16 protein-coding genes and 2 tRNA genes are annotated in these 19069 nt (G+C 68.4%); 4 read left to right on the top strand and 14 right to left on the bottom strand.

Annotated elements, in window-relative coordinates; translation table 11 throughout:
* Positions 1–149: 149 nt before the first annotated feature.
* The 14 genes from J3P41_RS14095 to dnaA all read right to left on the bottom strand — a co-directional run bounded on the left by J3P41_RS14095 (position 150) and on the right by dnaA (position 16773).
* Positions 150–737, bottom strand: a complete 588-nt coding sequence (locus J3P41_RS14095) for a hypothetical protein (RefSeq protein ID WP_210651001.1) — start codon at positions 735–737, stop codon at positions 150–152.
* Between the two features lie 339 nt (positions 738–1076).
* The gene (locus J3P41_RS14090) at positions 1077–4178 is read right to left on the bottom strand and encodes a DUF3427 domain-containing protein (RefSeq protein ID WP_374192888.1); all 3102 of its coding nucleotides are present in this window, start codon (positions 4176–4178) and stop codon (positions 1077–1079) included.
* Between the two features lie 157 nt (positions 4179–4335).
* Positions 4336–4411, bottom strand: a tRNA-Ala gene (locus J3P41_RS14085).
* Between the two features lie 28 nt (positions 4412–4439).
* The gene (locus J3P41_RS14080) at positions 4440–4565 is read right to left on the bottom strand and encodes a DLW-39 family protein (RefSeq protein WP_210651000.1); all 126 of its coding nucleotides are present in this window, start codon (positions 4563–4565) and stop codon (positions 4440–4442) included.
* 36 nt (positions 4566–4601) lie between these two features.
* Positions 4602–4675: transfer RNA gene (locus J3P41_RS14075), tRNA-Ile, on the bottom strand.
* Between the two features lie 97 nt (positions 4676–4772).
* Complete coding sequence (locus J3P41_RS14070) at positions 4773–5318, bottom strand: DUF3566 domain-containing protein (protein WP_210650999.1); 546 nt, start codon at positions 5316–5318, stop codon at positions 4773–4775.
* 7 nt (positions 5319–5325) lie between these two features.
* Positions 5326–7959: a DNA gyrase subunit A gene (gyrA, locus tag J3P41_RS14065; protein ID WP_246862273.1), complete on the bottom strand. Its 2634-nt coding sequence runs from the start codon at positions 7957–7959 to the stop codon at positions 5326–5328.
* A gap of 153 nt (positions 7960–8112) precedes the next feature.
* Positions 8113–10305, bottom strand: a complete 2193-nt coding sequence (gene gyrB / locus J3P41_RS14060) for a DNA topoisomerase (ATP-hydrolyzing) subunit B (RefSeq protein ID WP_246862228.1) — start codon at positions 10303–10305, stop codon at positions 8113–8115.
* 289 nt (positions 10306–10594) lie between these two features.
* Positions 10595–11170 (bottom strand): DUF721 domain-containing protein, encoded by a 576-nt coding sequence (locus J3P41_RS14055; protein ID WP_210650997.1) that lies wholly within the window; start codon positions 11168–11170, stop codon positions 10595–10597.
* Positions 11160–12287: a DNA replication/repair protein RecF gene (recF, locus tag J3P41_RS14050; RefSeq protein ID WP_210650996.1), complete on the bottom strand. Its 1128-nt coding sequence runs from the start codon at positions 12285–12287 to the stop codon at positions 11160–11162. Before recF ends, J3P41_RS14055 begins: the two co-directional genes overlap by 11 nt.
* Positions 12288–12290: 3 nt before the next feature.
* A complete protein-coding gene (gnd, locus tag J3P41_RS14045; protein ID WP_307861998.1) occupies positions 12291–13301 on the bottom strand; it encodes a phosphogluconate dehydrogenase (NAD(+)-dependent, decarboxylating) in 1011 nt (336 codons plus the stop codon).
* Positions 13302–13332: 31 nt separating this feature from the next.
* The gene (dnaN, locus tag J3P41_RS14040) at positions 13333–14469 is read right to left on the bottom strand and encodes a DNA polymerase III subunit beta (RefSeq protein ID WP_210650994.1); all 1137 of its coding nucleotides are present in this window, start codon (positions 14467–14469) and stop codon (positions 13333–13335) included.
* A gap of 418 nt (positions 14470–14887) precedes the next feature.
* The gene (locus tag J3P41_RS14035) at positions 14888–15196 is read right to left on the bottom strand and encodes a hypothetical protein (protein WP_210650993.1); all 309 of its coding nucleotides are present in this window, start codon (positions 15194–15196) and stop codon (positions 14888–14890) included.
* A gap of 137 nt (positions 15197–15333) precedes the next feature.
* Positions 15334–16773, bottom strand: coding sequence for a chromosomal replication initiator protein DnaA (gene dnaA / locus J3P41_RS14030; RefSeq protein ID WP_374192887.1), 1440 nt, complete (start codon positions 16771–16773; stop codon positions 15334–15336).
* A gap of 502 nt (positions 16774–17275) precedes the next feature.
* On the opposite strand from dnaA, the gene rpmH reads away from it, so the two are divergent.
* Genes rpmH through yidC form a run of 4 tightly spaced genes read left to right on the top strand, consistent with a single transcriptional unit; the run spans position 17276 to position 19017 of the window.
* Positions 17276–17413: a 50S ribosomal protein L34 gene (gene rpmH, locus J3P41_RS14025; protein WP_011758123.1), complete on the top strand. Its 138-nt coding sequence runs from the start codon at positions 17276–17278 to the stop codon at positions 17411–17413.
* A 24-nt stretch (positions 17414–17437) separates the two neighbouring features.
* A complete protein-coding gene (gene rnpA / locus J3P41_RS14020) occupies positions 17438–17791 on the top strand; it encodes a ribonuclease P protein component (protein ID WP_210650991.1) in 354 nt (117 codons plus the stop codon).
* The gene (yidD, locus tag J3P41_RS14015) at positions 17788–18042 is read left to right on the top strand and encodes a membrane protein insertion efficiency factor YidD (protein ID WP_210650990.1); all 255 of its coding nucleotides are present in this window, start codon (positions 17788–17790) and stop codon (positions 18040–18042) included. The genes rnpA and yidD overlap by 4 nt, the downstream gene beginning before the upstream one ends.
* Positions 18043–18078: 36 nt before the next feature.
* On the top strand, positions 18079–19017 hold the full coding sequence (yidC, locus tag J3P41_RS14010; RefSeq protein WP_246862269.1) for a membrane protein insertase YidC: 939 nt from the start codon (positions 18079–18081) through the stop codon (positions 19015–19017).
* Positions 19018–19069: the final 52 nt, after the last annotated feature.

Here is a 19069-nt window from a genome sequence, read left to right as displayed (position 1 = left end):
CTAGCAGGCACGACCTCCTCGACCAGCTGGCTCACCGGGACGGCGCCCTACCACTCCGCGTGGCCTGCGCAGGGTCTGCTGCACGGACGGGTGGCAGTCCTCGGTTGACTTCACCGGTCCACGTAACGGTTGGGGCCAATACGGGGCGTCTATCCCAGGCCGTGGCAAAGGAACTGCAGGTCGCCAGCAGCTGGATAAGCAAGGACCTTGTCTGGCGATGTGTTGGTCCCCAGGATGCTGATCCGGTAGGGCGAGGAAAGAAGAGTGTGTTCCGTATCGACCACGCCTGGTGTCAGCTCCGGAGAGATGTAGATGGGCTCGACTCCCTCGGCAAGAACTTGGACTGTCGCCGAAGATCCGTCGGCTGAGCGGTCCGTGACGCCGAACGTGCCCCTCATCTCCGTGCAGTTGCGTCCCAAGGTATAGCGCGATTCCCAGCTTCGTGCCATTCCGTAGGTGGACCAGCTGCTTATGTACGTGCGGCCGCTCATTTCGAACTGGTTGCCGTCGTAATCGGCGACGCCCTCGGTGGCGTAGTACGAGTCAAACGCCGTAAGTGGATACCAGTGCCAGACATTCACAGAGACAGGCTTAGAAGTGAATGACCTTCCGGACTTGGGCTGCAGCAGTGCCCGAAGGGTTTCGCGGTCTGTGCCGCCAGCAATCGCGCGGTAGGACACTTCGACCGAAGTTTCGATCGTGGCTCCGAGAGCGACCGCGTCCGCTGTGAAGCTCACGGCGCCGCGTCAGGTCACCGAAGGTGACCGCTACAAGGTCCGCATCAAGCTGAGACGCCCGAATCTCCTGCGCCTGGCCTGCTCAGCGGAGGCTGCGGACATAGCGAGCGACGGATGCACGAGCGCGAGCAGGATTGCAACGAGGGAACGACGACGCACGAGACCTCCGGACGACAGTCGGCGCGTTGTGCGCCGATGACCTTCGTGAGGGTTAGATCGGTCGGAGAACGGGCCGCAGAGGAACCGTAAAGGCTAGTTCGCCAACTTTGATTGGGCGGCTGTCCCGGCCCATCCGGATTACTCGTGTGCATGTCGCGCGCGGGACCGTCCAACTCCTCCCTATGAGCTAGCTAGCGTGGCGCTCGCGAAGAAGTCGGTCGGGATGGCGTGTTGAAGCTTCCACGTGATGGCCATAGGACGTTCGCCAATGTGGCTGACGTATGAGGCCGGGCCGAGGAACGTGTAGGGCGCGGTGTCGTACTCGCCTCTTGGCTCAATCCGGCAGAACATCAGCACTGTGCTTGTGCCCCCGATATAGCGCTGACCCGTAGGCGAAGCGACTGACGTGGCGTTCTGCGACTCCCAGTGGAACAGCGTGGTGCTGATCGGGTAGTCGCGGTACATGGTGGTAGGTGAATAGTCAGCCTCGGACTTCTTCAGGGTGACGAAGAAGGCATCGATGTTGAGCGTCTCGGAGTACGCGACGCCCTGCATCATGCTCGTCGGCTTGCGTTGCAGGTTGGCGTAGTCGATGGCCGCCAGGATCTCTTCGCGCTGGTAGGACGCGTGGACGCGGAGCGGCACCTGCCCGAGTGATCCGGTCAGAGGCAAGGCGGCATGGCGAGTCTCGTCGAAGACGAGGTCGACGACAGCGCCGAGCTCGTCGGCGGCGGCCCTTTCCTCACGGATTGCGGCTAGCCCGTCGTCGTAGGACGAGAACCCCCCGCCATTGGGGAACGCTGAGAAGAAGAGCATGCGCGCTAGCCGCTGTTCCGCCTGCGTGAGCGCGTCGTAGGGCGTGTTGGACGTCAGCAGACCGACATAGCCGGTCGCGCGGACTGGATCGTCGACGTGCGCGAAGGCACGGATCCGCTTCAGCAGCTCAGCCTCACGCGGCGTTCCATTGAGCGTCGCGAGGCCGGCGTCTCGGCGAAGCTGAGTCCAGGATCTCTGGCCGCGACGCAGGATGTCGGGCAACTCGATGCCTGACTCGTACACGAAGGTCTGGAGATCGAGGTCCCCGTAGGACCGGAGCTCCGCGGTCATCGCCCGCCAACTATTCGCGACTTGGGTCCGCAGGTTCTCGAGGATCAACGACTGTGCTTGTCGATCCATGACGATCTGGCAGCCGGATGGCAGGAACGGGAACCCGCGCTCAATCTCGCGCTCGAGACCGCGTCTAGTCTCCCCGGTGAGCGCGCGCAGCTTCTTGTCGAAACGAAACTCTTGACGCTGATGACCGACGAAATCCAGGACGGTCAGCACGGCCTTGTCGGGCGTACGCCGAAGTCCACGACCTAGCTGTTGCAAGAAAATCGTGGCGCTTTCCGTGGGACGGAGGAAGAGCACCGTGTCCACATCCGGCAGGTCGAGGCCCTCGTTGAAGAGGTCGGCAGCGAACAGAACGTTGAGGCGTCGTGACTTGAGGTCGTCGAGGGCGCGCTGGCGATCTGCCGCAGGTGTCTCGCCGCTCACCGCGAGGGCCGGGATGCCTGCAGCGTTGAACGTCTGGGCCATGAACTGCGCGTGAGCGACGCCGACGCAGAATCCGAGTGCGCGCATCGATCCTGGATCTATGACCTTCTCGCGCAGCTGTTGGAGGACGATCGCCGCCCGCGCCTGGTTGCCGGTGTAGATGTGCGAGAGCTCGCCCTCGTCGTATTGGCCCCGGCTCCAACTGATGCGTCGTAGGTCGGTGCCGTCCGCGACGGCGAAGTAGTGAAAAGGACAGAGCAGATCCTTGCCGAGGGCGTCCCACAATCGCAGCTCTGTCGCAGTGCGTCCCTCGAAAAACTCGGCGCGGACGTCGATGCCGTCGGCGCGCTCCGGGGTTGCGGTGAGGCCGAGCAGTTCGCGCGGCGTCAGGTGGTCGAGTATTCGTCGGTACGTCGGCGCGTGGGCGTGGTGGAACTCGTCGATGACCACGATGTCGTAGGTGTCAGCAGGAACATTCATGACGCCGTACGACTGCAGGGACTGCACGCTGGCAAAGACATGGTCCCAACGTTCCGGCCGCGCACCGGCGACGTAGAGCTCACCGAACGCCTGGTCGGCAAGGACCTCTCGATAGGTCCGCAGTGACTGCTCGAGAATTTCCTTGCGGTGCGCGATGAACAGAAGCCGCGGCCGGTCGGCTGGCGTAGGCCCACACAGCCGGCGGTAATCAAGCGCGGCGACCACTGTCTTGCCCGTACCGGTGGCTGCGACGACCAGATTTCGGTGGCGATTGTGCACATCGCGCTCGACGGAGAGCTCGTCGAGCATTTGTTGCTGATAGTTGAAGGGGCGGACCTCGAGTCCAGAAAGACTGATCGTCACGCGGTCGTGCTGTCGCCGTCCCGAAGCTTCGGCGAGCGCATCGTCCAAGCGGTCGCGATCGACGTCCGGGTCGTACAGCTCAAAACTCGCGTCGTTCCAGTACGTGTCGAAGGTGCCGTGGAACTTGTCCAGCAGCGAGGGGGTTGCGACTCGGGACAACCGGACGTTCCATTCCACGCCATCGAGGAGGGCGGCGCGGGAGAGATTCGAGGAGCCGACGTAGGCCGTGTCGAATTGCGTCCGGCGGCGGAACATCCAAGCCTTGGCGTGCAGGCGGGTGCGAGCGGCGTCGTACTGGATTCGTACCTCTGCGCCGAGCTCTCGCACAAGGCGGTCCAGCGCGGCCCGCTCAGTGGCTCCCATGTAAGTCGTCGTGATCACTCGAAGAGGAGCTTTGCGGCGGCGCAGCCTCGCCAGCTCGTCCTCCAAGAGGCGGAGACCGTGCCACTTCACGAACGCGCACAGCAGGTCGACCTCGTCCGAGGTATCGACCTCTGCGCGCAACTCGGCCGCGAGGTTCGGCTCGCCCACGCTATTCGTGAGGAGCGCTGCTTCCGACAGTGGCGTCTTGGGCCGAACTGATTCAATATCGACCACGCCCGGACCAGGATCCATCGCAAGGCGGCGTAGGTGTCGCGCCGGCGCGGCGACTTGAGCATCAGGAGCCTCAAGTAGGTCAACGAGGTCATTCAGGAGCTGAAGCCGACCGTCCGGATCAGTCCGGCCTTCCAATGCATGACGGGTGAGCTCGTAGATGTGCCGAGCCAGCACGTGTGGTTGGTCGGCCGGGTCGACCTTCGCGAACTCAGCCCGAAGCACTGCCTCGTCATCGAGTCCGGCCTGCAGCCCATGCGTCACCAGACGCTCGTGGAGCCCGGGCACGATTCGCGGCTGTTCTGTCACTCGGCAAAGCTCTCACGCCTGCGAGCCGTCCGTGCGGAAACTGATGCTCGGTTAGCCGAGATTACCGTCAATGGTTGCGGCAGCGAGCGACGGCTCTGAGGCCAGCGGCGATCGACGGGACGCGCTCAAACAATGGCCGCACGCGAATGAGCTTCGGTGGTGGAGCCTAGGGGACTCGAACCCCTAACCCCCTGCTTGCAAAGCAGGTGCGCTACCAATTGCGCCAAGGCCCCGAGCGCGGGAGCGCTGGGTGGAGAAGGCTCAGGCCTTCTCGACGTGGTCGGTGGCCTCGGCCCAGAGGGCCTGCTCGTGCTTGCCCTCGTCCATCTTCTTCTTCGCGACCGCGGCGCCCGCTGCGGCGAGCAGGACCAGCAGGAGCTTCTTCACGGGACTCTCCTCGGGAGCGCGGATCGAAGTGTGGAGTGGGCCTAACAGGACTTGAACCTGTGACCTCTTCCTTATCAGGGAAGCGCTCTAACCGTCTGAGCTATAGGCCCGCACTCACCGCATTGCGGCGACGCCGAAGATTACCTGACCCGCCTCAGGCGGTGCCAATCGAGGTGCCGATCGAGCCGGCACCGCGGAGGACTGGGCTCAGCGCTCGTCCTCGGCCAGGGTGACCTCGATGCCGCCGAGCAGCGCGGCCGCGAGGTTGTAGAGGAACGCGGTCAGCGTGGCGATCGCGGTCAGCAGCACCACGTCGACCACCGAGACCAGCAGCGTGAAGCCGAGCACCCGGGACATGCCGACGTAGTCGGTGATGTCGAAGGAGGAGTTGCCGCTGTCGCCCTCGACGATGCTGGCCACCGCCGAGTTGATCGAGTCCCACACGCCCGCGGCGCCCAGCACCGACCAGACCATGAAGATCGCCACGAACGTCACCACGCCGAAGGCGACCGACAGCAGGAACGCCGTCTTCATCACCGACCACGGGTCGATCCGGGTCAGCCGCAGCCGGGCTCGGCGCGGCTGGCGTCCCGGCGTACGCGAGGGGCGCCGGGTCTTGCCGGTCGACGGGCCGGCGTTGGCCCGGTGCTCCTGCGCGGCGCTGGACAGGGTGTCCTGCAGCCGCCCCGTCAGCGACCGGCGCGCGGGTTCGTCCTCGGAGCTGCGACGGGGAGTCGCGGTGCGTTCCGACATGGATCACTCACTCCTCGGTGCTGGCGTCGGGGTCGTCGACGGGTGCCTCGACGGCGTCCTGACCCTCGATTGTTGCATCGTCGACCACGTCGGGCGAAACGGCTGCTTCCTCGCGGGCCTCGGCCTCGACCTCCGCCGCGGACTCGGCAGCCAGCTCGGCCACCTCCTCCTCGGCTCGCGCCTCGACCGACCTCGCCACGACCGCCACGGTGTCGCCGGCCTTCGGCGTCACGAACTTGACCCCCATGGTCGAGCGGCCGGTGGGACGGAAGTTCGTGTCGATGGGGCTGCGCACGACCTGGCCGCCGCTGGTGATCGACAGGACCTCGTCGCCCTCCTCCACGATGAACGCGCCGACCAGGCCGCCGCGGTCCTCGTTGGACAGCGACATCGCCCGGATGCCGATGCCGCCGCGCGACTGCAGGCGGTACTCCGTGATCCGGCTGCGCTTGGCGAACCCGCCGTCGGTGATCGTGAAGACGTACTGCTCCTTCACCTCGTCGGACTCCGCCGCGTCGCCCTCGACGGCCTCCTCGGCCGCGATCTGCGCCGCCCGGATGACCGACATGGACAGCAGCGAGTCGCCGTCGCGGAACTTCATCCCGCGCACACCGCCCGTGGCCCGGCCCATCGGGCGAAGCTGCTCGTCGTCGGCCTTGAACCGGATCGACTGGCCCTTGCGCGAGACGAGCAGGATGTCGTCGTCGCCGTTGACCAGCTCGGCGCCGATGAGCTCGTCGTCGTCCTCGCGGAAGTTGATCGCGATGACGCCGGCCTGGCGCGGGCTGTTGTAGTCGGCCAGCTTGGTCTTCTTCACCAGCCCGGTGCGGGTCGCCAGCACCAGGTAGGGGGCCTGGTCGTAGTCGCGGATCGCGAGCACCTGGGCGATGTCCTCGTCGGGCTGGAAGCTCAGCAGCCCGGCGACGTGGCCGCCCTTGGCGTCGCGCGCGGCCTCGGGGAGGTTGTAGGCCTTGGTCCGGTAGACCCGGCCGGCGGTGGTGAAGAACAGCAGCCAGTGGTGGTTGGTGGTCGCGATGAAGTGCTGGACCACGTCGTCGCCGCGCAGGGTGGCGCCGCGCACGCCCTTGCCGCCGCGCTTCTGCAGGCGGTACTGGTCGGCGCGGGTCCGCTTGGCGTAGCCGCCGCGGGTGATGGAGACGACGAGGTCCTCGTCGGGGATCAGGTCCTCCATCGACAGGTCGCCGTCGGCGGCGATGATCTGCGTACGCCGCTCGTCGCCGTGCTTGTCGACGATCTCGGTGAGCTCGTCGGAGACGATCTGGCGCTGCCGCTGCTCGTTGGCGAGGATGTCCTCGAGGTCGGCGATGACGCGCTCGAGCTCGGCGAGGCGGTCGAGGATCTTCTGCCGCTCGAGGGCCGCCAGGCGGCGCAGCTGCATCTCGAGGATGGCGTTGGCCTGGATCTCGTCGATCTCCAGCAGATCCATCAGGCCGGTGCGGGCCTGCTCCACGTCCGGGCTGCTGCGGATGAGCGCGATGACCTCGTCGAGGGCGTCGAGCGCCTTGACCAGGCCGCGGTAGACGTGCGCCTGGCGCTCGGCCTCGGCCAGCCGGAAGCGCGTACGCCGCTGGATGACCTCGATCTGATGGGTGACCCAGTGGCTGATGAAGGCGTCGATGCTCAGCGTGCGGGGCACGCCGTCGACCAGGGCCAGCATGTTGGCCGAGAAGTTGGTCTGCAGCTCGGTGTGCTTGAACAGGTTGTTGAGCACGACGCGGGCGACCGCGTCGCGCTTGAGGACCACGACGAGGCGCTGCCCGGTGCGCGAGGAGGTGTCGTCGCGCACGTCGGAGATGCCCTGGATGCGGCCGGAGTCGGCGAGCTCGGCGATCTTGAGCGCGAGGTTGTCGGGGTTGACGAGGTAGGGCAGCTCGCTGATGACCAGCATCGTGCGGCCCTTGTTGTCCTCGTCGATCTCGACGACGGCGCGCTGGGTGATCGACCCGCGACCGGTGCGGTAGGCCTGCTCGATCCCCTGGCGACCCACGATCAGCGCGCCGTTGGGGAAGTCGGGACCCTTGATCCGCTCGAGGAGGGCCTCCTGCAGCTCCTCCTTGGTGGCGTCGGGGTGCTCGAGGGCCCACTTGGCGCCCTCGGCGATCTCGACGAGGTTGTGCGGCGGGATGTTGGTGGCCATGCCGACCGCGATGCCGGCCGAGCCGTTGACCAGCAGGTTGGGGAACCGGCTGGGCAGGATGGTCGGCTCCTGCGAGCGACCGTCGTAGTTGGGCTGGAAGTCGACGGTGTCCTCGTCGATGTCGCGGACCATCTCCATGGCCAGCGGCGCCATCCGGCACTCGGTGTATCGCATCGCGGCGGCGGAGTCGTTGCCCGGCGAGCCGAAGTTGCCCTGGCCGTTGATCAGCGGCGCGCGCAGCACCCACGGCTGGGCGAGGCGCACCATGGTGTCGTAGATCGCCGAGTCGCCGTGGGGGTGGTACTGACCCATCACGTCGCCCACGACGCGCGAGCACTTCGAGAAGCCGCGGTCGGGGCGGTAGCCGCCGTCGTACATCGCATAGAGGATCCGGCGGTGCACGGGCTTGAGCCCGTCACGTACGTCGGGCAGCGCGCGGCCGACGATGACGGTCATCGCGTAGTCGATGTAGGACTGCTGCATCACCTGCTGCAGCTCGACCTGCTGCACGCGGCCGCCGCCGTCGCCGTCGCCGTCGCCGGGACCGGTCGTGATGTCGGTGGGGATCTCGCTCATGAGGGTCTCTCTCCTGCGTTCTATCGATGTCTAGGGCTGGTCGTAGATACGGCTAGCGACCTAGATATCGAGGAATCGAACGTCCTTGGCGTTGCGCTGGATGAAGGAGCGGCGCTGCTCGACGTCCTCGCCCATGAGCACCGAGAAGATCTCGTCGGCGTGCGCGGCGTCCTCCAGCGTCACCTGCTTCATCAGGCGCGCCGACGGGTCCATCGTGGTCTCCCACAGCTCGTCGGCGTTCATCTCGCCGAGACCCTTGTAGCGCTGGACCGGGTTCTCCTTGGGCAGCTTCTTGCCCTGCGCGAGGCCGTCGCGCATCAGCGCATCGCGCTCGGCGTCGGAGAAGACGAACTCGTGCTCGGCCGGCTTGTTCCACCGCAGGCGGTAGAGCGGCGGCTGGGCCATGAAGACGTAGCCGTGCTCGATCAGCGGCTTCATGAAGCGGAACAGCAGGGTGAGCAGCAGGGTGTTGATGTGGTGGCCGTCGACGTCGGCGTCGGCCATCAGCACGATCTTGTGGTAGCGCAGCTTCTCCAGGCTGAACTCCTCCTGGATGCCGGTGCCCAGCGCGGAGATGATCGCCTGGACCTCGGTGTTGGCGAGCACCTTGTCGATGCGCGCCTTCTCGACGTTGAGGATCTTGCCGCGGATCGGGAGGATCGCCTGGATGCGCGGGTCGCGCCCTTGGCGGGCTGAGCCGCCGGCCGAGTCGCCCTCGACGATGAACACCTCGCACTCGGCGGGGTTGGTCGACTGGCAGTCGCTGAGCTTGCCGGGCAGGCTGCCGCCGCCGAGCAGGCCCTTGCGGCTGCGAGCCAGCTCGCGCGCCTTGCGCGCCGCGATCCGCGCGGTCGCGGCGGCCTGCGCCTTGCGGACGATGTCGCGACCCTCGGCGGGGTTCTGCTCCAGCCAGGCGCCGAGCTGGTCGTTGACGACGCGCTGGGTGAAGCCCTTGGCCTCGGTGTTGCCGAGCTTGGTCTTGGTCTGCCCCTCGAACTGCGGCTCGCTGAGCTTGATCGAGACGATCGCGGTGAGGCCCTCGCGGATGTCGTCACCCGAGACGCGGTCCTCGCGCTTCTTGATCAGTCCCCACTCCTCGCCCCAGTTGTTGACCAGGGAGGTCAGGGCGGCGCGGAAGCCCTCCTCGTGGGTGCCGCCCTCGTGGGTGTTGATGTTGTTGGCGAACGTGTGCACCGACTCGGTGTAGCTGGTGTTCCACTGCATCGCGATCTCGAGGCTCATGTGCTGGCCGGTGGCGCCCTCGGCGGTCTCGGCCTCGAACGAGATGATCGTCGGGTTGGCCACGGTCTTGCGACGGTTGAGGTGCTCGACGTAGTCGACGAGCCCGCGGTCGTACTTGAAGACCTGCTCGAGCCCGCCGCCCTCGGCGCGCTTGATGGCGTCGTGCCCCGCGCTGTCGACCTCCGCGGCGATGGTGTCGTCCTCGACGGCGTCGACGATCGCCTCGGCCTGCGCGCGCTCGTCGCGCACGACGAACTCGACGCCCTTGTTGAGGAACGCCATCTCGCGCAGGCGCGAGGTGATGGTCTCGAAGTTGTAGTGCAGGCTCTCGAAGATGTCGTCGGAGGCGTACCACGTCACGGTCGTGCCGGTGCCCTCGCCGGGCTCGAGCGGGCGGACCTGCTCCAGGTCGGCGTCGGGGACCCCGAGCTGGAAGGACTGCCGCCACAGGTGGCCGCGGTTCTTGACCTCGGCGACGAGCCGGGTGGACAGCGCGTTCACGACCGACACGCCGACGCCGTGGAGGCCGCCGGACACCTTGTAGCCGCCGCCGCCGAACTTGCCGCCGGCGTGGAGCATCGTCAGCGCCATGGTGAGCGCGGGCATCTCCTGTCCCGGCGCGGTGTCGGTGGGGATGCCGCGCCCGTCGTCCTCGACACGCACGCCGCCGTCGGCCTGCAGGGTGAGGCAGATCCGCGTCGCGAAGCCGGCCAGCGCCTCGTCGACGCCGTTGTCCACGATCTCCCAGATCAGGTGGTGCAGGCCGCGCTCGCCGGTGGAGCCGATGTACATGCCCGGGCGCTTGCGCACCGCCTCGAGGCCCTCGAGCACCTGGATCGCGGAGGCGTCGTACTCCACCCCGGAGTCCACGGCGGTGTTGGACCGCTTCACCGTCGCGGTGCCGGACTCGGCGACCGACTCGGCGATGGCCTCGGCGGGCGAGGCGGCTGAGGAGTCAGCGGACGAGTCGGGGGTCGAAGGTGCGGGGAACTCGGTGTTCTCTTCGCTCAAGGCACGGCCTTCTTCTCTTCGCCCGCGGGGGCGCTCGACATGAGTCGAGTCGCGGCGGTTGCGGTGGCAACACGGCGTGCGACTCGTACGCCCATGCTACCCGTCAACGGCCCTGGAACGAAGGACACACCCCGGGATGTGGATGGATCCCTGAGGAAACATGCCCTCAGCAGGCCCGTGGGGCCCCTCCAGCCGGACGAACAGGGGGGCAGATGGGCCCCCATACGGTCGAACGACTCCCAGATCGGCAGATCGGGGCTCCTGCGCCCGACCCGACGGATGCCGGACCTCAGCCGTAGGTGTCGCGCGGACCCCGGCCGTCCCGGCTGGACAGCCTGCCCTTGCGCCAGCTCGGCAGGTGCGGACCCAGCACGTCGAGGACGGTGACGGTGCCGTGGCCGAGCTCCTCGTTGAGGCGGCGCACGACGGTCGGTGCGAGCAGCTTGAGCTGGGTGGCCCAGGCCGTGGAGTCGGTGCGCACCACCAGCCGGCCGTCGGTCAGCGACTCCGGCGTGCAGTGGTCCGCGATCTCCGCGCCGACCAGCTCGGCCCAGCGTCCGAAGACACCCTGCACCTTGAGGTCGAGCTCCCACCCGTGGCTGGCGATCAGCCGGCCCATCGCCTGATCGAGCGGCTGCGGGTCGCGGTCGTCGGGGCGGGCTCCGGACGCCCGCGGCACCGTACGCCGCCGCGCGGGCGCGGACTTCCGGCGCGCGGGCGGCGTACCCGGGCTCGCCGCCGCGGCGCGCGCGGCCGCACGCGCGAGGTCGAGTCCGTCGGGGTTGTGCGCGGGCTGCTCGGCGGACGGCGTCGGCGTGCCGTCCTCCGCCGCGCTGTCCTCGGCCGGCTGGTCGTCACTCGTCACGGGTCACCTGCCCGTCGGCCACCAGGTAGCGCACACCCTGCAGCGACTTCGGCACGTCCGCGGCGACCGCCGCGGTGACGAGGACCTGCTCGGCGCCGGCGACCAGCTGGGCCAGCTGGGTGCGGCGCTCGGCGTCGAGCTCGGCGAAGACGTCGTCGAGGACCAGGATGGGGTCGTCGCCGTCCGCCCGCAGCAGGTCGTACGACGCCAGGCGCAGGGCCAGTGCGAACGACCATGACTCGCCGTGCGAGGCGTACCCCTTGACCGGCAGCCGCAGCTCGGCGTTGCCGAGGGTGAGCAGGAGCTCGTCGCGGTGCGGCCCGACCAGGGAGATCCCGCGGTCGAGCTCCTCGTTGCGTCGCGAGGCGATCGCCTCGAGGAGGGCGGCGGGGAGGTCGTCGGCGACCTCGACGCTCGCGCGGTACTCCAGGTCGGCGTCGTCACGGCTGGCCCCGCGAGCGACGGCCTCGTAGGCCTTGCCGAGGTAGGGGCGCAGGTCCTCCACGAGTCGCAGCCGGGCACCGAGCAGCTCGGCGCCCACGCGCGCCAGGTTGTCGTCCCAGATCTCGAGCGTCGACATCGCGGCGTCGCGCGAGGAGCCCCGCGCGACCCCCGCCGTCTTGAGCAGGCTGTTGCGCTGGCGCAGGATCCGGTCGTAGTCCGAGCGCACGCCGGCCAGCCGCGGTGTGCGCAGGACGAGCAGGTCGTCGAGGAACTTGCGCCGGTCCGACGGGTCGCCCTTGACCAGCGTCAGGTCGTCGGGGGCGAACACCACGGTGCGCACCAGCCCGACGATCTCGCGCGGGCGCGGCAACGCCGAGCGGTTGATCCGGGCGCGGTTGGCGCGCCCGGGGTTGAGCTCGACCTCGAGCAGGGCCGTCCGGCCCTCCTTGACCACCGACGCGCGGACGATCGCCTGGTCCGCGCCCGCTCGGACGAGGGGAGCGTCGGTCGCGACCCGGTGCGAGGAGAGCCGCGAGAGGTAGTCGATCGCCTCGACGAGGTTGGTCTTCCCCTGGCCGTTGCGGCCGATGAACGCCGTCGCCCCCGGCTCGAGCGCGACGTCGAGGTCGCCGTAGGAGCGGAAGTTGTGCAGGGTCAGGTGGGCGACATGCACGAGTCAGCTCTCGCTGGGCTCCTCGGCGCTGCCGGCGCCGGCCTTCTGTGCCGTCTCCGTCTGGTCGGCGCGGCCGCCGTCCGCGACGTCGCCGCCCTTGGGAGCCGGGGTGCGGACCGCGTGGCCACCGAACTGGTTGCGCATCGCGGCCACCGCCTTCATCGTCGGCGAGTCGTCCTGCCGGGAGACGAAGCGGGCGTAGAGCGCCGCGGTGATCGCCGGCGTGGCGACCGCGTTCTCGATGCCGGCCTCGACGGTCCAGCGTCCCTCGCCGGAGTCCTCGGCGTAGCCGGCGATCTTGCTGAGGCCGGGGTCCTCGTCGAGGGCGGCGACCATGAGGTCGAGCAGCCACGAGCGGATGACCGTTCCCTCACGCCAGGAGCGGAACACCTCGGTGACGTTGTCGGTGAGCTCGGCCTTCTCGAGCAGCTCGTAGCCCTCCGCGTAGGCCTGCATGATCGCGTACTCGATGCCGTTGTGGACCATCTTGGAGAAGTGGCCGGCGCCGACCTTGCCGGCGTGGACCGACCCGAACTCGCCCTCGGGACGCAACGCGTCGAAGGCCGGCTGGACCTTCGCGACGTCGTCGGCGTCGCCGCCGTACATCAGGGCGTAGCCGTTCTCGAGCCCCCACACGCCGCCGGAGACGCCGCAGTCGACGTAGCCGATGCCCTTCTGCGCGAGCAGCTCGGCGTTGGCGAGGTCGTCGGTCCAACGGGAGTTGCCGCCGTCGACGACCACGTCGCCCTCGCCGAGGAGCTCGGAGAGCTCCCGCACCGTCGCACGGGTCGGCTCGCCGGCGGGCACCATGACCCACACGACCTTCGGGCTCGGCAGCGCGTCGACGAGCGCCGGCAGCGAGTCCACGTCGCTGACCTCGGGATTGCGGTCGTAGCCGACGACCGTCAGTCCCGCGCGGCGCATGCGCTCGCGCATGTTGCCGCCCATCTTGCCCAGCCCGATGAGTCCGATGTCCATGGTCCGGAGCCTAGCCGTGCCGGCGGAACACGGCACCGTCGTGTCGGCCGGACCGCGTCGCCGCGACCTACGACAGCAGGCGGCGCGGCATCAGCAGGTAGCGGAACGAGTGGGTGTCGTCGTCGGCGTCGGTGCCGGAGATGACCACCGGCTTGGTCGCCTGGGTGAAGGCGAGGTCGACGAACTCGCCGTCGATGGCGGTGAGGCCGTCGAGCAGGAACTGCGGGTTGAACCCGGTCGTCAGGTCGTCGCCGGTGATGTCGGCGTCGACGGCCTCGGTCGCCATCGCCTCGTCGCCGGAGCCGGCGTCGAGCACGATCTGGTTGTCGCCGAACTTCATCTGCACGGCGGTGTTGCGCTCGGCCACCAGGGCGACGCGCTTGACGGTCTCGATGAGCTCGGCCTTGTTGACCTTGGCGACGGTGAGGTGCTCGGCCGGGAACAGGGAGCGGACCTTGGGGAACTCTCCGTCGAGGAGCCGGGTGGTGGTGCGGCGTACGCCGCCCAGCCCGGTGCCCTCGAAGCCGATGAGGCCCTCACCGGTGCCGCCCGCGCTCAGCGCGATCGTCACCTCGGCGCCGGAGGTCAGCGACTTGGCCGTGTCGCCGAGAACCTTGGCCGGCACGAGTGCGGCCACCGACTCGTCGGGGGACTGCGGGTTCCAGGTCAGCTCGCGGTGGGAGAGACGGAAGCGGTCGGTGGCGAGCAGCGCCATCGTGGAGCCGTCGATCTCGATCCGTACGCCGGTCAGCACCGGGAGCATGTCGTCGCGCCCGGCGGCGGTGACCGCCTGGGACACCGCGTGCGCGAAGTCGGCGCTGGAGACGGTGCCGGTGGCCGAGGGCATCTGCGGCAGCGTCGGGTAGTCGTCGACCGGCATGGTCTGGAGGCTGAAGCGCGCCGAGCCGCAGGTGAGCGAGACCCGCGGTCCGTCGAGAGTGAGCTCGACCGGCTTGGCGGGCAGGCTCCGGCAGATGTCGGCCAGGAGCCGGCCGCTCACCAGGGCCCGGCCCTCGTCGTTGACCTCGGCGGTGAGCGTGGCCCGCGCCGACGTCTCGTAGTCGAAGGTGGAGAGCACCAGGCCGGCGTCGCTCGCCTCGATCAGCAGACCGGCCAGGACCGGGGAGCTGGGGCGGACGGGCAGGCTGCGAGCAGCCCAGGCAACGGCATCGGCGAAGACGTCGCGTTCGACGCGGAACTTCACAGGGGTCTCCTCGACGAGGGATGGGACGAGCAACGGGTGTGCGGCAGGGCAGGCGAGCAGGAACCACACGCACGCGCGTGGGATGTGCATCCTGCCACGCGTGGACGAGCAGTCGGCAGGGTTCTCCCCAGAGGGAGGGCGGTTCGATGTTGGTGGGAGATCGGACCAATCTTGAGGTTCATAGTCGTCATAGGGTCCGTGGAAACTGTGGACAATCCCTGTTCGTGCAGGTCAGGCGACGGTTTGCCTGTGGACGACGTGTGGGGAAGCAGCGGGGTCAACCCGACGACCCGTGTGGACGGCCACGCTTTCTCGGTAGTTCGTCTCGAGGCTTCCACAAGGTCTGGGGACGAAGCGCCGATCCGAACCACAACTTCTCCACACCTGGACGCTGCTGTCGCGTGCTTCTCGTTCCTGCCTACCACTCGGGCACGCTCTTGGCCGCAGCTGGCTCGGTCCCGGTCGCCTCGATGACGGTGGTTGCCACCCGCCGCGCCTCTCTGCAGGTCTCGGCGGGCACCACTGCGTCGGTCGAGAGCGGGTCGCGCCCCTCGGCGTCGAACTCCTCTGCGTCGGAGTCCCAGAGAGGGTGCACGAAGCACGTCTGACCACCCGGGACGACGGCCGCGCCCCGGCCGGCCGGCGTCACGCGGTCGCCGCCGAGGCGGCGTACGAGCTCGTCGAAGGGGACGCCGATCGCGACCCGCACCCAGGTGGGCCAGACCACTGGCGGGCTAGGCGGACGCTGCCGGAGGTTGTCAGGCCTTTGCGAAGGTTGTCAGGGCTTGTAAGGGCCGACAACGTGAGGAATCCCCGGGCGGCCGGGGATTCCTCATTCAGACACCCGCCCCGCGCCGCCCTGGCTCAGGACTGGCGGGCCTGCATCTTGACCCGGTTGGTGAGCTCGCTGACCTGGTTGAAGACCGCGCGGCGCTCGGCGAGGAGCTGGCGGATCTTGCGGTCGGCGTACATCACCGTGGTGTGGTCGCGGCCGCCGAACTCGCGACCGATCTGCGGCAGTGACATCGACGTCAGCTCGCGGCACAGGTACATGCCGATCTGGCGCGCCATCACCAGGTGGCGCCCACGCGAGGGGCCGGTGAGGTCCTCGAGTGAGACGCCGAAGTACGCCGCGGTCTGGGCGATGATCAACGCGTGCGTGATCTCGGGCTCGCCGCCCTCGGGGATCAGGTCCTTGAGCACGATCTCGGCCAGGGTCATGTCGACCTCCTGGCGGTTGAGGTTGGCGAACGCGGTGACGCGGATCAGCGCTCCCTCGAGCTCGCGGATGTTGGTCTGGATCTTGGAGGCGATGAACTCCAGCACGTCCGGCGGCGCGGTCAGCCGGTCCATCGCGGCCTTCTTGCGCAGGATCGCGATGCGGGTCTCGAGGTCCGGCGGCTGGACGTCGGTGATGAGCCCCCACTCGAACCGGTTGCGCAGCCGGTCCTCGAGCGCCTCGAGGCGCTTCGGAGCGCGGTCGGAGGTGAGGACGATCTGCTTGTTGGCGTTGTGGAGGGTGTTGAACGTGTGGAAGAACTCCTCCTGGGTCTGGGTCTTGCCCTCCAGGAACTGGATGTCGTCGATCAGGAGCACGTCGACGTCGCGGTAGCGCCGCTTGAACCGGTCCTGCCGGTCGTCGCGGATCGCGTTGATGAACTCGTTGGTGAACTCCTCGCTGGAGACGTAGCGCACCTTGGCGTTGCTGTAGAGGCTGCGGACGTAGTGGCCGATCGCGTGCAGCAGGTGGGTCTTGCCCAGCCCGGACTCGCCGTAGACCAGGAGCGGGTTGTACGCCTTGCCCGGCGCCTCCGCCACGGCGACCGCCGCCGCGTGCGGGAAGCGGTTGGAGGAGCCGATGACGAACGTCTCGAAGGTGTACTTGGGGTTGAGGCGGGTCTCCAGCGCCGACGGGCGACGCTCACCGCTGGTGGGAGCCGGCTCGGGGTGGTCCGCGACTGGGGGGACGTCCGACGCCGCCGACCCGGCATTTGTCGATATGTCGATGGATCGATCTGTCGATTCGTCGACCGTGGTCCGCATCGGGGCGTCCTCGAGCGCCGGATTCACCGTGACGAGCATGCGGATCTCGCGCCCGAACCCCTCACTGAGGGCGTCCTCGATGTGGTTGCGCAGCCGGCCCTCGAGCTGGTTGCGGGTGAAGTCGTTGGGCACCGCGATGATGGCGGTGTTCTCGTGCAGGGTCATCGGCACGCTGGGTCGCAGCCAGGCGCGCTGGTTGGGCTGGAGGTCCTCGACGATCTGCTGCCACGTCGTCTGGAGGTCTACCTGCTGGTCGTCCACCGGACCGCCTTCGCTTTCACCGTGAGATTGCCCTGGGGTGTGGCTCGCGCCGGCCGGCTGCCGCACTGGTCCACAGAGTTGTCCACAAGCTGTGAACTCCTGGGCCCGACCGTCGGGGCCAGGACCCTCCGAGACGCGCAAGCAGTGATCATGCCAGCATTTCCGCAGGTCATCGGCGTGTTCACCGAAGGTGTGCGGTGGGCCACGGCGCGCCGTCCACCCTGCTCGGCATATGTTGTCCACAGGCCTCGAAGACCGCGAACGTAACAACTTCCCGAGGGCACGGGCAAGCCGTCATCCACAGGGCGGCCGGGCGCAGGTGCGCGAGGGTTTGACCCCCTGTTTCCGCACCGCGTACCGTTGGCCGGTCGCTCCGTGTCGACGGGTGCCGCATGTCCACGATCCGCCATCCGGGCGGCCGCGTGGGTGGGCGGTGCCGGCCGAATGACCTGCGCCGTCCTCGCGTGGAGTGGACATCCCTCGAAACCTTCGGAGAAGAGCCGTGAGCAAGCGTACGTACCAGCCGAACAACCGTCGCCGTCACAAGGTGCACGGATTCCGCCTGCGCATGCGGACCCGTGCCGGTCGCGCCATCCTGTCGAGCCGGCGCCGCAAGGGCCGCAAGAGCCTGGCAGTCTGACGGCCCGAGCTCACGGCACCCGCCGTGCTCTCCGCTGTCCACCGCCTCACCGACAGTGACGGCTTCCGCCGCGCGGTCCGGAGCGGGCGACGGGCCGGCTGCTCCACGCTGGTCGTCCACCTCTGGGTGGATCCCGACGCAGAGCCGCTCCCGGTCCAGGTGGGGTTCACGGTCAGCAAGGCCGTGGGCAACGCCGCGACCCGCAACCGCGTGAAGAGACGACTGCGCCACCTGACCCGGGAGCACCTTCCGACGCTGGAGGGGCTCCCGGGTCGTGCTGCTCTCGTGGTGCGGGCGCTCCCCGCGGCGGCCGACGCGTCGTACGCCGCACTCGGGGCGGACCTGGGCCGTACGCTCGGTCGGGTGATCGCGTCGTGAAGCGCCTGCTCATCGGATTCATCCGCGCCTGGCGGTTCGCGATCAGCCCGCTCTACGGCCAGGTGTGCCGCTACCACCCGAGCTGCTCGGCGTACGCCCTCGAGGCCGTCACCGAGCACGGCTCCCTGCGCGGCACATGGCTCTCCGTACGCCGTATCGCCCGGTGCCACCCCTGGGCCGACGGCGGCTACGACCCCGTTCCCTCCCGCGCCAGGCCGGCCGCGGAGACCCCTGCAACTCGAGGAGCATGAGTGCTCGACTTCTTCGGTGACATCGGCGGCGCGATCATGGCGCCGCTCTACTACGTCATCTCCGCGGTCCTGGTGGGCTTCCACAAGCTCTTCGGTGGTCTGTTCGGCGAGGCCTCCGGCACCGCCTGGGTGCTCTCGATCATCGGCCTCACCCTGGTGATCCGGATGGCGCTGATCCCGCTGTTCGTGAAGCAGATCAAGTCCAGCCGCAACATGCAGCTGGTCCAGCCCAAGGTGCGCGAGCTGCAGAAGAAGTACGGGCACGACCGGGAGAAGCTCGCCCAGGAGACGATGAAGCTGTACAAGGAGTCGGGCACCAACCCGTTCGCCTCGTGCCTGCCGATCCTGCTGCAGATGCCGATCTTCCTGGCGCTGTTCCGCCTCATCGACCAGGCTGCCAAGGACCCCGCGCACGAGCGGGGGCTGATGACCGAGCAGCTCAACACCCAGTTCGGCGACGCGGTCTTCCTGGGCGCGAAGATCTCCGACACGTTCATGAACACCGACGACATCGGCGTCCGGGTGCTCGCGGCGCTGCTCGTGCTGGCGATGACGGCGACCACGTTCCTCACCCAGCGCCAGCTGATGAGCAAGAACATGCCGGCCGATGCGTTGACCGGGCCCTACGCGCAGCAGCAGAAGCTGCTCCTCTACGTCCTGCCCGTGGTGTTCGCCGTCGGCGGCATCGCCTTCCCGGTCGGCGTCCTGTTCTACTGGACGACCTCGAACCTGTGGACGATGGGCCAGCAGTTCTACGTCATCCGCAACAACCCCGCCCCGGGCACTCCCGCGGCGGAGGCCAAGGAGCAGCGGGATCGCGCGAAGGCCGAGCGCAAGGGGCTGAAGACCCCCGCGCAGCTCGAGGAGGAGCGGATCGCCGCCGAGGCTGAGGCCAAGCGGGCGGAGAAGGCCCAGCAGGTGCGGCAGCAGCCGCAGCGCCAGACCAAGGCGCAGCGCAGCAAGAAGAAGCGCTGACCCAGTGACCCGGGCGCCCGGCGACGGTCGCCTCCCTCATGCAGACGCAGGA

This window comes from Nocardioides sp. SYSU D00065, assembly GCF_017916425.1.
Lineage (GTDB): Bacteria > Actinomycetota > Actinomycetes > Propionibacteriales > Nocardioidaceae > Nocardioides.
Note: the sequence above shows the minus strand (reverse complement) of the source record. Positions and strands in the feature narration are given on the sequence as shown.

Bases quoted from the DNA above. Each gene is read 5' to 3' on its own strand.
- yidC (WP_246862269.1), top strand. From the start codon at position 18,079: ATGGCGCCGCTCTACTACGTCATCTCCGCGGTCCTGGTGGGCTTCCAC.
- gyrA (WP_246862273.1), bottom strand. From the start codon at position 7,959: ATGCAGCAGTCCTACATCGACTACGCGATGACCGTCATCGTCGGCCGC.
- J3P41_RS14070 (WP_210650999.1), bottom strand. From the start codon at position 5,318: ATGTCGGAACGCACCGCGACTCCCCGTCGCAGCTCCGAGGACGAACCC.